Genomic DNA, 13,012 nt, shown 5'->3' with positions numbered 1-13,012 from the left:
GTGCATCGGTCCTGCCGGGTTGGCGATTCGGGGGCTGTCACAGCCGTTATCTGGCGGTTTTCCGGGGCGGAAGGGTGTGATGCAGCAACTTTAGCGGTTGTTTTCAGGGATCATGATTGATTACTGAAAGCGAGTCGGCGACGCCAGATTTTTTGATTTCATTGATCGGGTATGATCATTGAAATGACAAGGTGCAACAACCCCGAAAGCGGGGACATGGTGCGGCGGGGCCGGTGTGATCGGGGCGAAGGCCCGGCGGTGGAAGCCCGGCGGCTGTCCGGTTTCCATCTGCATGGGAATGGCGGGATTTGGCTGGTGCTGCCCCTTTGCTGTGAGGGACATGGCAGGAAAGAAAGCGGCAGCGGCTGTTTTTCTGTTTTTTGTTTGTCACAAAACCCGTGCGGGGCGTCATCAACAACAGACCGTCAGAAATTTCCGGCAACCGGGCATCTTTCTGATAAAATATTCGCAACAGATGATTTCACGGGGACCGACAATGAAAATGTCATTTTTGATGGGAAGTGCCTTGGCCCTGGGTCTGGCTTTTGCCATGCCGCATGCCTTGCAAGCCGAAGGCGGGCATGGCGGATGGAGCTATGAAGGTTCCACCGGCCCCGATCATTGGGGGGCGCTTGACCCCGCCTATGAATTATGTGCGTCGGGCAAAAACCAGACTCCGGTTGATATGACCGGATTTGTTGAAGCCGATTTGTCGCCGATTGATTTCAAATACGGCACCCCGGCAACCGACATCGTCAATAACGGCCATACCGTGCAGATCAATATGACACCGGGCAGTGCCATCACCATTGCAGGCCGGACCTTTAACCTGATCCAGATGCATTTTCACACGCCAAGCGAAAACCACATCAATGGCAAATCCTTTGCGATGGAAGGCCATATGGTCCATGCCGACGCGGATGGCAATCTGGCGGTGATTGCCATTCTGTATGAAGAAGGCGATGCCAATGCCCGTCTTGCCCCGTTCTGGGCCGATTTGCCGCCCAAGGCCGGAGACACCCGCCCGGCCCCGTCCGGTGTGCCGGCGTCAAGCCTTTTGGGCGATAACCCTGATTATTACCGTTTCAACGGATCGCTGACCACGCCGCCCTGTTCCGAAGGGGTGTGGTGGCTGGTGCTGAAAGAACCGCAAAGCGTTTCAGCCGGTCAGGTGGCGGCATTCATGGCGACCCAGCCCGGCCCGAACAATCGCACGATCCAGAATGTCTTTGCCCGTCCGATCCTGCGATGACGCCCTTGCGTCCGGGTGTCATTTTCCGGCTTTTACCGGCCTGCAAAGCACGGTAGAAGCGGTGCATGACAGAAAAATTTGACCTGCCCGACGGCATCGAAGCCGTGATCGAACCGATGAACGCCACCGGCTATCTCGCCGCTGTGGGGTTTGAGGATCAGCTTTATGCCGAACTGGGCGATGTGTGCGAACGCCATGACCGCCTGATGTTTGCGCCGGGGCCCGAACGCCGGGCCTTCTGGGCGCAAAATGTCTGGCGCAATCCGGTGCGGCTTGCCATTCCGTCGATCAAGGGGGCGGCCAAAATCCTGCGTTTTAACCAGCGCAACTGGGCGCTGTTTAAATTCGATCATTTTTCCCGCGCCAAACTGATCGAGGGGCATCTGCCCCATGTGTCGGCCAAACGGCAAATCTTTGGCCAACCCGCGCCGAGCGCCCCGCTGGGTTCATGGACGCTGATTGATACCGATACCATTATCGCCGCCAGCGATTGTTCCAGCCCGTGGAAACATGGCGAAATCGAATTTGAAGAAGACAAAACCACCCCGCCCAATCGTGCCTATCTGAAATTGTGGGAAGCCTTTACCCGGCTGGGCATCATGCCCGGACGCGGCGATCTGACGATTGATCTGGGCGGCAGCCCCGGCGGCTGGACATGGGTGTTGCATGAAACCGGTGCCTCGGTGATCAGTGTGGACAAGGCCCGCCTTGACCCGCGCATCGGCAACCTGCCACGGGTCGATTTCCGGCAGGAAAGCGCCTTTGGCCTTGATCCCAATGATTTTGGCCCGGTGGACTGGCTGTGTTCGGATGTGATCTGTTACCCGGACCGGCTGTATCGCCTTGTCACCCACTGGCTGGAAACCGGCATGGCGCGCAATTTTATCTGCACCATCAAAATGCAGGGCGACACCGACCCCGCCGCCATTGCCCCCTTTGCCGATATTCCGGGCTCCAAGATCGTGCATCTGTATAATAACAAGCACGAACTGACCTGGATGAAAGTTCCCGGCGTGACCGATCTGGATTAAAGGGCAATCTGTTTGACAGATAACGCCCGGCAGGTTATTTTTGACGTATGATCAAAACGGCTGTTGGCAAACGCACGATCCGCTTTCTTGAGGGAAAGAGGGTTCCCGAATTACAGGCTGTCGAAAGACAGGCAATTCGTCGCTTGGCCGTTCTCAATGAAGCCACCTGTATCGAAGATTTGATGCGACTGCCCTCAAACCGGTTTGAGGCGCTACACGGCACCCGCAAAGGTCAGTACAGCATCCGGATCAATGACCAATGGCGCATTTGTTTTACCTTTGCCAAAGGAGACGCTCATGACGTCGAAATCATCGACTATCATTAATGAAGTGACCCTTCCACCGGTCCATCCCGGCGAAGTGCTTGCCGATGAACTTGCCGAAATCAATATTTCGGTCGCGGCATTTGCCCGCGCACTGGATGTCCCGCAAAGCCGCATGGCCGAAATTATCCGGGGTAGCCGTGCCATTACGGCCGATACCGCATTGCGCCTTGGCACCTATTTTGGAACATCGGCACGTTTCTGGCTTAACCTGCAAGCCGCCTATGATCTGGCAATTACAGGCGAAAAAAGCGGCAATCATATTCGCAACGTTGTACGCCGCCGGGCAGCGTAACCAACCGTAGCAGCATTCCATCATGCGTGAAGCGATTGAGCAATATGTTGACCGGGAGGAAGCCCGCGAAAAATTCCAGCAAGAAGCCCTTGCCTCATGGGCGACCTATCAGGAAACAGGCCGTCATCTGAGCGGGCAGGAAGTCCGCGACTGGTTGCAGGGCTGGGGCGGTGAAACCGCGCCAAAATTACCTGAATGTCACGAGTAATTGTTATCGAAGAAACCATACGCGGGCTGAAACGTTGTCATCAAGTTTGGAAATTCAGGCTTCGTCGCCCTGTATCGATATGAACAGGATCGTAATGCCGTCTATATTCTGGCGTTCCGCCCCCAAAGAGAAGCCGGATATTGACCCGTTTTACGGTTCATCGCGGTCATAAGCCGGGATCGCCGGATCGACCGGGTAATAATCGCCCTTGTCGGCACAGAAAATCTGCGCGCAGGTCGTAATGCCACTGGGGCCATCGAGGGTGCCGGGCGTGATGGAGACCTGTTTGGAACGGATGGTGCGCCAGAACAGGGCCGATCCGCATTCCTTGCAAAATCCACGATCGGTTTTTTTGGACAATCGATACCAGCGCAGCCCTTCATCCTTTACCAGATGAAAATCATCCTTGCCGGTGGTGGCATAGACACTGACATGGCCATGCAGTTTGCGGCACAGATTGCAATGGCACATATAGGCATCCTGCAACGGGCCGCGCACTTCATAGCGGACCTCGCCGCAATGGCAGCCGCCGGTATGCTGTAGCCCGTGCTGATCACTGTGCTGATCGCTGTGCGCCATCGCCAATTTCCCCTTTGAGTATGATCATCGTGTCATCTACGCAGTATCTGGTAAGCACATATCATATCGCAAGGGACAATGGGGATCATTGGTATGCAGGCCTGCGCAATAATGTTTGAGATTGCCGTCAGGCAGTCCTATTGTTCGGCATCCGTCAAAATGTTGGAATATCATGAGCGATTTGTCTTTCCACTATGATGTCCTTGTCGTTGGCAGTGGTGCCGCCGGTCTGACCACCGCGCTGAAACTTGCCCCGCATGTCCGGGTTGCCGTCCTGTCCAAGGGCCGGATTGACGATGGGTCCACCAACTGGGCGCAGGGCGGCATTGCCGCCGTGCTGGATGCCGCCGACAGCATCGAAAACCATGTCGAGGATACGCTGGTTGCCGGTGGCGGCCTGTGCAAACGTGAAACCGTTGAATTTGTCGCCCGCAATGCGCCTGCCGCCATTCGCTGGCTGGATGATCTGGGCATTCAGCTGACCCGTGATCCGCAGGGCGGCAATGATCAGCCCTTTCACCTGACCCGCGAGGGCGGGCACAGCCACCGCCGCATCGTTCATGCCGCCGACGCCACCGGGCGGGCGGTTCAGACCACCTTGCAAAGCCAGGCGGTCGGGCATCCCAATATTGATATTTTTGAAGATTATCTGGCGATTGATCTGGTCACGGACCGCAAGCTGGGCGGTGAAGGCCGTCGTTGCATCGGGGCCTATGCGCTGGATCTGAAATCGGGCCTTGTCAAGGCGTTCAACGCCCGCACCGTCATTCTGGCCACCGGCGGGGCCAGCAAGGTGTATCGTTTTACCTCCAACCCCGACGGATCGACGGGCGATGGCATTGCCATGGCATGGCGGGCCGGGTGCCGGGTGATGAATATGGAATTCAGCCAGTTTCACCCGACCTGCCTTTACCATCCGCAGGCCAAATCATTTCTGATTACCGAGGCGGTGCGCGGCGAAGGCGGCAAGTTATTGTTGCCCGATGGTACGCGCTTTATGGACCGGTTCGACGAGCGTGGTGAACTGGCCCCGCGCGATATTGTTGCCCGCGCGATTGACCATGAAATGAAACGTCTGGGCATCGACAGTGTGTTTCTGGATATTTCACACAAGGGGACGGATTTTATCCGCGAACATTTCCCGACGGTTTATGAAACCTGCCTGACCTTTGGCATTGATATGACCCGCGAACCGATCCCGGTGGTGCCTGCCGCGCATTATACCTGTGGCGGGGTTTTGACCGATTTGCGCGGGCGCACCGATCTGACCGGGCTTTATGCGATTGGGGAATGCGCCGGAACCGGCCTGCACGGGGCCAACCGGCTGGCGTCGAATTCGCTTCTGGAATGTCTGGTGTTTGGCGAATCTGCGGCCAATGACATTATTTCCGCCCTGCCGGTCGATGACCGTTTCAACGATCTGCCGCCGTGGGATGAAACCGGTGTGACCGATTCCGACGAAGAAGTCATCGTCGCCCATAACTGGGAACAGTTGCGCAATGTCATGTGGGATTTTGTCGGCATTGTCCGCACCACCAAACGCCTGCAACGCGCCCAGCACCGGGTGGATTTGCTGTTATCCGAAATTGATGAATATTACGGCAATTTCCGTGTGACCAACGATTTGCTGGAATTGCGCAACCTGTCGGTCGTCGCCCGGCTGATCATTCAATCCGCCCTGTGGCGGCGCGAAAGCCGGGGCCTGCATTACACCATTGATTACCCCGACCGCGATGACAGCGCCGCCCCGCGCCAGACCGTTCTGGTCCCGGAAAACTTCGCCGGGCGTTGGGTCGTGTCGGGACAATGGAAAAGCTGATCTGCCATGAACCCAACAGGAACCCTTGCCGGTATCGCCCGCAAAGCCGCCCCCAAAGCAATTGTCGAACCGCTGGAACGGATCAGCATTTCGGTTGAGCGCGGGATTGAGGGCGATTTTCGCGGCAAGCATCGCAAACGCAAGGTCACGGTGATGCGGCTTGAGGACTGGCACGCCGCCTGTCATGACATCAACCGGCCCGATTTGCCCTGGACCACCCGGCGGGCCAATCTTCTGGTCACGGGCATCACGTTGCCGCACCATGTCGGCGATCATATCCATATCGGCGATGTGATTTTGCAGATTACCGGCGAAACCGAACCTTGCCAGCGCATGGAACAGGCCGCCGCCGGGCTTGAGGCCGCATTGCGGCCCGGCTGGCGCGGCGGTGTGACCTGTCTGGTTGTTCGGGGCGGGGAAATTGCCCTTGATGATCCCGTCAGCCTTGCCGCCGCCCCGTAACCGGAAACTCCCTGCATGCTTGATATCCTGGCAATCACCACACCGATCTTTCTGATCATGGCAACCGGTTATATCGCGGTTGCCGCAAAGATCATGCCGCAGAATGTTGTGCGCGGCATGGGGGCCTTTGTCATGAATTTCGCCCTGCCGGCGCTTTTGATTGCGTCCTTTTCCGGGCGCGACCTGAACGAGGTTCTGCATGGCACCTTTCTTGTCGCCTATGGCGGCGGGTCGCTGATTGTCTTTGCCATCGGACTGTTGTTTACACGCTATATCGTGCGCAAATCGATGCCAAACGCCGTGTTGCAGGGGCTGGGCATGTCGTTTTGCAACAGTGGCTTTATCGGTTATCCGGTTGCGCTGCAATTGCTGGGCCCGCCGGCGGTCATGGCGCTGGCGATGTGCATGATGATTGAAATTCTGGCGATGATGCCACTTGTGCTTTTGCTGGGCGACAGTGCGGCGCATGACGGGCAGAACCGTCTTGCGGTTTTGCGCAAGGTGGTGACCGGCATGGCGCGCAATCCGATCATGCTGGCAATTGTGGCGGGGCTTGCCCTGTCGGTCAGCGAGATCACCCTGCCCGGACCGCTGTTCAAGGCCATTGACATGCTGGCCCTGACGGCGGGGCCGACCGCGCTTTTTGTCATTGGCGGCGGGTTGGTCGGGCTGAGTATCCGCGGGATGCGCATTGATATGGCCCGGATCGTCAGTGGCAAGCTGATCCTGCATCCGTTGGCGGTGTTTGCCATGGTCTGGCTGTTGCCGCCGATGGACCCGGTTTTACAGATTGCCGCCGTCAGTTTTGCCTGTTCGCCGATGCTGAGCATCTATGCCCTGTTCGGGCAACGTTACGGCCATGAAGGATTGTGCGCCGCATCGCTGATGGTGGCAACATCGCTGTCTTTCATCACCATCAGCACCGCGCTTTGGATCCTTGAAACCACGCGGGTTTTTGGGCCGCTGCCCTGAAAAATATCATCCCGCCGGAATTTCGCCCGCATGGGCCAGGATTTCCTCGGCCTGACGGATTTCCTGTTGTTGCGCCCACATTTCGGCATACAGACCGTTTTGATCGAGCAAATCATGATGGCGGCCGCGTTCGGCCACCTGCCCGTCGCGCAAGACGATGATTTCATCGGCATCAATCACGGTGGACAGGCGATGCGCGATGATCAGGGTGGTGTGACCCCGCGACACATCGCGCAAGGCCTGCTGGATATCCTTTTCGGTGCGGGTATCAAGGGCCGATGTTGCCTCGTCGAAAATCATGATTTTCGGACGTTTCAACAACATGCGGGCAATTGAGACCCGTTGTTTTTCGCCGCCTGACAGTTTCAGGCCGCGTTCGCCCACCTTGGTTTTATAACCATCCGGCAGGCTTGCGATAAAGCCGTCAATGCTGGCCAGGCGCGCCACATCATCGATGGCATCCATATCCGCACCGGGGCGGCCATAGGCAATATTATAGGCGATGCTGTCATTAAACAGGACGGTATCCTGCGGCACGATGCCGATGCTGTGACGCAGGGAGGATTGCGTGACATCGCGGATATCCTGCCCGTCAATGGTGATCTTGCCCGATGATACGTCATAAAACCGGAACATCAGGCGCGTCAGGGTCGATTTACCCGCGCCGCTGGGCCCGACCACGGCCACCGTCTTGCCTGCCGGGACCTCGAAACTGACGCCTTTGAGGATATGCCGGTCCGGATTGTAGGAAAAATGCACATTTTCAAACCGGATGGCGGCATCGCGACAATCCAGATCCCGCGCCCCGTCGCTATCGGCGACTTCCTTGCCAACATCGAGCAGGGAAAACATCTTTTCCATATCGATCAGCGACTGTTTAATCTGACGATAGACAAATCCCAGAAAATTCAACGGCATGTAAAGCTGCAACAGATAGGCATTGACCAGCACGAAATCGCCAATCGTCATGGTGCCATTCGTCACCCCGCGGGCCGCCAGCAACATATTGAGAACCAGACCAACCGCAATGATCGCGCCCTGCCCGATATTGAGTTTTGACAGCGATTCCTGCGATTTGACTGCCGCCACCTCATAGCCCTGCAAGGCATTGTCATAACGCCGGGCTTCGTGGGTTTCGTTGTTGAAATATTTGACGGTTTCGTAATTGATCAGGCTGTCGATCGCCTTGGTATTGGCTTCGTCATCGCGGCTGTTCATTTCGCGGCGGAATTTCATCCGCCATTCGGTGACGATCAGGGTAAAGGCGATGTAGATAACGATGGTGACAAAGGTGATCAGGGCAAACCAGATGTCGTACATCACCCACAAAATGCCCGACACCATGAAGATTTCCAGAAGCGTCGGCAGGATGTTGAACAGCATGAAGGACAGCAAAAATTCGATGCCCTTGACCCCGCGTTCAATGGCGCGCGACAGCCCGCCCATCTGACGGTCCAGATGAAACCGCATCGACAGCGCATGCAAATGGGTAAAAACCCCAAGGGCGGCATTGCGGATGGCGCGTTGCGCAACCTTGGCAAACACCGCATCGCGCAATTCGCCAAAGGCCGATGACAGAACCCGCACCAGCCCATAGGCAATGATCAACCCGGCAGGCACGGCAACAAGGGCGGCGGTCGTGCTGACTTCGCCCAGCGCATCCACCGCATGTTTATAGAGGATCGGCACATAAACATTGGCGACCTTGGACCCGACCAGAAACAACAGGGCGATCACCACCCGCAGTTTCAGTTCAGTTTCCCCGCGCGGCCACAAATAGGGCAGGAATGTCCGGATAACGTGAAGATCGGCATTCGCCTGTGATGTTTTGCCGTCTGTCTGCTGCACTGTTTTATTCCCCTTGGCGCACGGGTTTTGCGCCCTGTTTTTCCAAACCCATCCCACAAATGGCCCGCAAACAGGGTTTTGGCAAGCCATCACCCGATATCAACCCGATATCAAAAAGACGCCAAGAAGATTGCAGTCCGGCCCGCACCGGTCTATTTTGCCGGTTTATGAACACATAATGACAGGCTAGGCCCCTTATCCGGCCCGCCTGCCAAACAACGGAAACCGGATCATGACGGTACAGACCAGCATCGAAAAACAGGACATTGGCGCCCTGATGCGCGACATGGGCATCAAGGCCCGTGACGCCGCACTTGAACTGGCCCAGGTCCCGTCCCCGGTCAAAACCGATGCCTTGATGACGGCGGCACAATTGCTGCGCGACAATCGCGCCATGATCCTTGCCGCCAATGCCCGTGATATGGAAGCCGGACGCGCCAAGGGCCTGACCGCCGCCTTGCTGGACCGTCTGGAACTCAATGATGACCGCATCGACGGCATGGCAAAGGGTATCGAGGTGGTCGCCGCCCTGCCCGATCCGGTTGGACGGGAACTGGCGCGTTGGTCACCCGAACGCAACGGCCTTGATATCGCCCGAATATCGGTGCCGCTGGGCGTGATTGGTATTATTTATGAAAGCCGCCCCAATGTGACGGCGGATGCCGCCGCCATGTGCCTGAAATCGGGCAATGCGGCAATTTTGCGCGGTGGATCGGAAAGTTTTCATTCCTCGCGGGCGATTTTTGACTGTATCGCGGCGGGCATTGCTCGTGCCGGATTACCCGATGCCAGCGTGCAACTGGTGCCGACCACGGACCGGGCCGCCGTTGGTGCAATGTTGCAATTATCCGATTATATCGATGTGATTGTGCCGCGCGGGGGCAAATCCCTGATCAGCCGGATTACCGAGGAAAGCCGCATTCCGTTGTTCAAGCATCTGGAAGGGCTGTGCCATACCTATATCCATGCCAGCGCCGACCCGAAAAAGGCCGTCGATATCGTCGTCAATGCCAAGATGCGCCGCACCGGTGTTTGCGGATCGACCGAAACCATCCTGATTGATCATGGGGTGGTGGCGACCCTGTTGCCCAAAATCGCCGATGCCCTGGCGGAACGGGGATGTGAAATGCGCGGCGATGCCACGGCACAGGCCACCGATGCCCGCATTCTGGCGGCGACCGACGCAGACTGGATGACGGAATATCTGGATGCGATTGTCGCGATCAAAACCGTTTCCGGGGTCAAGGCGGCGATTGATCATATCAACAGCCATGGATCGCATCATACCGATGCGATCATCGCCGAGGATATGGCGGTGGCCGAACAATTTCTCAATGGTGTCGATTCGGGGATTGTGATCGTCAATGCCTCGACCCAGTTTGCCGATGGCGGCGAATTTGGCATGGGGGCGGAAATCGGCATTTCGACCGGCAAACTGCATGCGCGTGGCCCGGTTGGCGTCGAACAACTGACCAGTTACAAATATGTGGTGCGCGGCACCGGGCAAACCCGCCCGTGACGCAGGCGCAACTTCCGGCTCCGCGTGTTTTGTGTGCCCCGCCCCGCGTCGGATTGTTGGGCGGGTCGTTCAACCCGGCGCATGAAGGGCATTTGCACATCTCGCAAGAGGCGCTTAAACGCCTGCATCTCGATGAAATATGGTGGCTGGTATCGCCGCAAAATCCGCTCAAATCGCGCAATGGCATGGCCGGACTGGCCAAAAGGGTTGATTCGGCCCGGATGATGGCACGACATCCCCGCATTGTGGTTTCTGCAATTGAAACTGATCTCGGGACCCGCTATACCGCCGATACTCTGGCGGCCTTGCAGCAGCGTTTTGTCAAAACGCGGTTTGTCTGGCTGATGGGGGCGGACAATCTGGCCCAGTTCCATCAATGGAAATGGTGGCAAAGACTGATATCACTCGCCCCCATTGCGGTTCTTGATCGCGAGGGGTATTCTAACAAGGCATTGTCCGGGACGGCGGCACGGCGCATGGCGCGCTGGCGCGTTGCTTCGGACAGGGCGGGTTTGCTGGCCGATTTTGATGCCCCGGCCTGGGTGTACCTGCCAATAAGACGCCATCCGGCTTCTTCGACCGCGATTCGCGCCGAAGGCCGGTGGCAGGTTTGACCGACGGCGGTTATCTGCATTCGCATGGTGCGGCAGACAACCCCGCCCATATTCTTAAGGTGGCGACAATAGGTACCGCAAAAAAGACTCTGACCCCGGGCGAACTGCTCGCGCTTATCCAGAGTACCCTCGCAGATGACAAGGCAGAAGACCTTGTCACCATTGATCTTACCGACAAAACAGCCATTGCCGATCATATGGTCATCGCCACGGGGTCATCCTCGCGGAAGGTGTCTTCCATGGCCGAGCACATTGTCGAAGCCCTCAAAAATGCCGGTCAGGGCCGCGCATTGGCAGAAGGCCTTGAACAGGGTGACTGGGCGCTGGTCGATACCGGCGATGTGATTGTCCATCTGTTCCGTCCGGAAGTTCGCGCCTTTTACAACATCGAACAGATGTGGGGCGTTGAAAATCCGGCACTGAAACAACAGGCGGCCCGGCTGTACTGACAGCCGACCCGTTTGTTGCGGGCAGTGGGGGAAGATGCAAATTACCCTTGCCGCAGTGGGCCGGATGAAAAACGGCCCCGAGAAAGATCTTTTTGACCATTACGCAGCCCGCCTGCGCTGGCCCTTTGTCGTGCGCGAGGTGGAAGAAAAGAAAAAACTGCCCGCCGCCCAGCTTAAGGCGCGCGAGGCGGAATTGCTGCTGGGCGTTATTCCCGATGCGGCCTTTGTCGTTGCCCTTGACGAACGCGGGCAGGAATATGGCTCCATCGATTTTGCCCAAAAACTCGAAGGCTGGATCGACCGGAATGGCGGCAATATCGCCTTTGTCATTGGCGGTGCCGACGGGCATGGCGACGCCCTGAAAGCCCGCGCCGATACCTTGTGGTCGCTGGGCAAGGCCACCTGGCCGCATATGCTGGTCCGGGCCCTGATCGCCGAACAATTATTCCGCGCCCACGCCATCCAGACCAACCATCCCTATCATCGGGAATGATCCGGCTTGATATGGTAAGATATTTTTCTTACCATATCCGGGAAGAATTATTCTTACCGCGAGAAAGCGATGATCACATCCAGACTGACGACAAAATCGCAAACGGTCATCCCGCGCAGCGTGCGGGATTTCCTGCATGTCGGGCCGGGGGACGAGATTATTTATGAAATCCGGGGCGACGCGGTTTTGCTGAAACGCAAACCGTCAGAACCGGCAACCGATGATCCGTTCCATTTGTTTGACGAATGGAAATCCCCCGCCGACGAGGATGCCTATGCCGATCTTTAGGCCGTTTGACGTTGTTGCGGCACCTTTTCCCTATGTTGAACGCCCGGTGGTGCGCAGACGCCCCTGTCTGGTGATTGCCACCCCGGCGCACAGCAATCTGGTCTGGGTTTTGATGATCACATCGGCGGTCAATGCCCGTTGGCCCGGCGATGTGATGTTACGGGGCCTTGATCAGGCCGGATTAAAAAGCCCGTCGGTGGTGCGCACCGCCAAAATCGCCACCATCGAGACCGACATTCTTAAACAGATCGGCCATATCAATCCGCAAGATACCGAAGATGTCCTGGCGCAATTGCGGGATCATCTGCCGTCCTCTATCCGGTAATCAGCGCAGGTTATATTCCATCCGCACCACGCCCGAGGTATAATGCCCCGATGATACCAGTTTCGGTGTGGCCTGGGCGGCGTCCTTGCCAAACAGCGGCAGGCCTTCGCCCAGAATGACCGGGATGACAAAAATTTCCATCCGGTCAGCCAGACCGGCAAACAGAAATTGCGTCACGACACTGGCGCCGCCGACAATCCAGATATCGCCCTGACTGGATTTATCGTCGCGCAATTGCGTGACCAGTTCGATCAGACTGCCGCCATAGGCCGTGGTGTTTTCCGGAATATCGCCAGTCAGGGGATGCGACGTCAGAACAATGGTGCGCCGTTCGCCATAGGGCCAGTCGTCAAAAGCCATCACCTGATCAAAGGTTTTGCGGCCAATGATCAGGGTGCCGATTTGCGACAGAAAGCCGTCAAAATCAAATTCGGCCGGGTCGTAATCCTCCAGCCAGTCTACCGCCCCGCTGGGGCGGGCGATATATCCGTCCAGACTGGCCGCAACGTAAATGCGGAACAGCTTTTTTTTCATC

17 protein-coding genes are annotated in these 13,012 nt (G+C 57.1%); 14 read left to right on the top strand and 3 right to left on the bottom strand.

Annotated features, from left to right (window positions below; genetic code table 11):
• Positions 1 to 496 precede the first annotated feature (496 nt).
• The 5 genes from Q8O73_RS15910 (at position 497) to Q8O73_RS15890 (ending at position 3,109) form a co-directional block, all read left to right on the top strand.
• Positions 497 to 1,252: a carbonic anhydrase gene (locus Q8O73_RS15910; RefSeq protein WP_305559175.1), complete on the top strand. Its 756-nt coding sequence runs from the start codon at positions 497 to 499 to the stop codon at positions 1,250 to 1,252.
• A 65-nt stretch (positions 1,253 to 1,317) separates the two neighbouring features.
• Positions 1,318 to 2,283 carry an SAM-dependent methyltransferase gene (locus Q8O73_RS15905; protein WP_305559174.1) on the top strand — a complete coding sequence of 322 codons (966 nt, stop codon included), beginning with the start codon at positions 1,318 to 1,320 and terminating at the stop codon, positions 2,281 to 2,283.
• Between the two features lie 47 nt (positions 2,284 to 2,330).
• On the top strand, positions 2,331 to 2,609 hold the full coding sequence (locus Q8O73_RS15900; protein WP_305559173.1) for a type II toxin-antitoxin system RelE/ParE family toxin: 279 nt from the start codon (positions 2,331 to 2,333) through the stop codon (positions 2,607 to 2,609).
• Entirely contained in the window at positions 2,581 to 2,901 is a 321-nt protein-coding gene (locus Q8O73_RS15895) for a HigA family addiction module antitoxin (protein WP_305559172.1), read from the top strand. Before Q8O73_RS15900 ends, Q8O73_RS15895 begins: the two co-directional genes overlap by 29 nt.
• Positions 2,902 to 2,923: 22 nt before the next feature.
• The gene (locus Q8O73_RS15890; protein WP_305559171.1) at positions 2,924 to 3,109 is read left to right on the top strand and encodes a CopG family ribbon-helix-helix protein; all 186 of its coding nucleotides are present in this window, start codon (positions 2,924 to 2,926) and stop codon (positions 3,107 to 3,109) included.
• A gap of 150 nt (positions 3,110 to 3,259) precedes the next feature.
• Here the strand turns inward: Q8O73_RS15890 and Q8O73_RS15885 are convergent, their stop codons facing one another.
• Positions 3,260 to 3,688, bottom strand: coding sequence for a GFA family protein (locus Q8O73_RS15885; RefSeq protein WP_305559170.1), 429 nt, complete (start codon positions 3,686 to 3,688; stop codon positions 3,260 to 3,262).
• A 172-nt stretch (positions 3,689 to 3,860) separates the two neighbouring features.
• Between Q8O73_RS15885 and nadB the strand changes: the two genes are divergently transcribed.
• The 3 genes from nadB to Q8O73_RS15870 are packed head-to-tail and all read left to right on the top strand — an operon-like array spanning position 3,861 to position 6,941.
• Positions 3,861 to 5,507 (top strand): L-aspartate oxidase, encoded by a 1,647-nt coding sequence (nadB, locus tag Q8O73_RS15880; protein ID WP_305559169.1) that lies wholly within the window; start codon positions 3,861 to 3,863, stop codon positions 5,505 to 5,507.
• A 6-nt stretch (positions 5,508 to 5,513) separates the two neighbouring features.
• Positions 5,514 to 5,969, top strand: a complete 456-nt coding sequence (locus Q8O73_RS15875; RefSeq protein ID WP_305559168.1) for an MOSC domain-containing protein — start codon at positions 5,514 to 5,516, stop codon at positions 5,967 to 5,969.
• Between the two features lie 15 nt (positions 5,970 to 5,984).
• The gene (locus Q8O73_RS15870) at positions 5,985 to 6,941 is read left to right on the top strand and encodes an AEC family transporter (protein WP_305559167.1); all 957 of its coding nucleotides are present in this window, start codon (positions 5,985 to 5,987) and stop codon (positions 6,939 to 6,941) included.
• A 6-nt stretch (positions 6,942 to 6,947) separates the two neighbouring features.
• On the opposite strand, the gene Q8O73_RS15865 is transcribed toward Q8O73_RS15870, so the two are convergent.
• Positions 6,948 to 8,789, bottom strand: a complete 1,842-nt coding sequence (locus Q8O73_RS15865) for an ABC transporter ATP-binding protein/permease (protein ID WP_305559166.1) — start codon at positions 8,787 to 8,789, stop codon at positions 6,948 to 6,950.
• A 208-nt stretch (positions 8,790 to 8,997) separates the two neighbouring features.
• Here Q8O73_RS15865 and Q8O73_RS15860 point away from each other — a divergent pair, with 208 nt between their 5' ends.
• From Q8O73_RS15860 to Q8O73_RS15835, 6 genes are all read left to right on the top strand, one after another.
• Positions 8,998 to 10,308, top strand: coding sequence for a glutamate-5-semialdehyde dehydrogenase (locus Q8O73_RS15860; protein WP_305559178.1), 1,311 nt, complete (start codon positions 8,998 to 9,000; stop codon positions 10,306 to 10,308).
• The gene (locus Q8O73_RS15855; RefSeq protein WP_305559165.1) at positions 10,305 to 10,922 is read left to right on the top strand and encodes a nicotinate-nucleotide adenylyltransferase; all 618 of its coding nucleotides are present in this window, start codon (positions 10,305 to 10,307) and stop codon (positions 10,920 to 10,922) included. Before Q8O73_RS15860 ends, Q8O73_RS15855 begins: the two co-directional genes overlap by 4 nt.
• The gene (gene rsfS, locus Q8O73_RS15850; protein ID WP_305559164.1) at positions 10,910 to 11,371 is read left to right on the top strand and encodes a ribosome silencing factor; all 462 of its coding nucleotides are present in this window, start codon (positions 10,910 to 10,912) and stop codon (positions 11,369 to 11,371) included. The genes Q8O73_RS15855 and rsfS overlap by 13 nt, the downstream gene beginning before the upstream one ends.
• 34 nt (positions 11,372 to 11,405) lie before the next feature.
• Complete coding sequence (gene rlmH, locus Q8O73_RS15845) at positions 11,406 to 11,864, top strand: 23S rRNA (pseudouridine(1915)-N(3))-methyltransferase RlmH (protein WP_305559163.1); 459 nt, start codon at positions 11,406 to 11,408, stop codon at positions 11,862 to 11,864.
• A gap of 69 nt (positions 11,865 to 11,933) precedes the next feature.
• Positions 11,934 to 12,152 (top strand): type II toxin-antitoxin system PrlF family antitoxin, encoded by a 219-nt coding sequence (locus Q8O73_RS15840; protein ID WP_305559162.1) that lies wholly within the window; start codon positions 11,934 to 11,936, stop codon positions 12,150 to 12,152.
• Positions 12,139 to 12,477, top strand: a complete 339-nt coding sequence (locus Q8O73_RS15835) for a type II toxin-antitoxin system PemK/MazF family toxin (RefSeq protein WP_305559161.1) — start codon at positions 12,139 to 12,141, stop codon at positions 12,475 to 12,477. Before Q8O73_RS15840 ends, Q8O73_RS15835 begins: the two co-directional genes overlap by 14 nt.
• On the opposite strand, the gene Q8O73_RS15830 is transcribed toward Q8O73_RS15835, so the two are convergent.
• On the bottom strand, positions 12,478 to 13,011 hold the full coding sequence (locus Q8O73_RS15830) for a dihydrofolate reductase family protein (RefSeq protein ID WP_305559160.1): 534 nt from the start codon (positions 13,009 to 13,011) through the stop codon (positions 12,478 to 12,480).
• Between the last annotated feature and the right edge of the window lies 1 nt (position 13,012).

The organism is Thalassospira sp., from assembly GCF_030690045.1.
In the GTDB taxonomy this organism is placed as follows: domain Bacteria; phylum Pseudomonadota; class Alphaproteobacteria; order Rhodospirillales; family Thalassospiraceae; genus Thalassospira.
The sequence above is the reverse complement of the archived record's forward strand: the minus strand, read 5'-3'. Positions and strand labels throughout refer to the sequence as shown.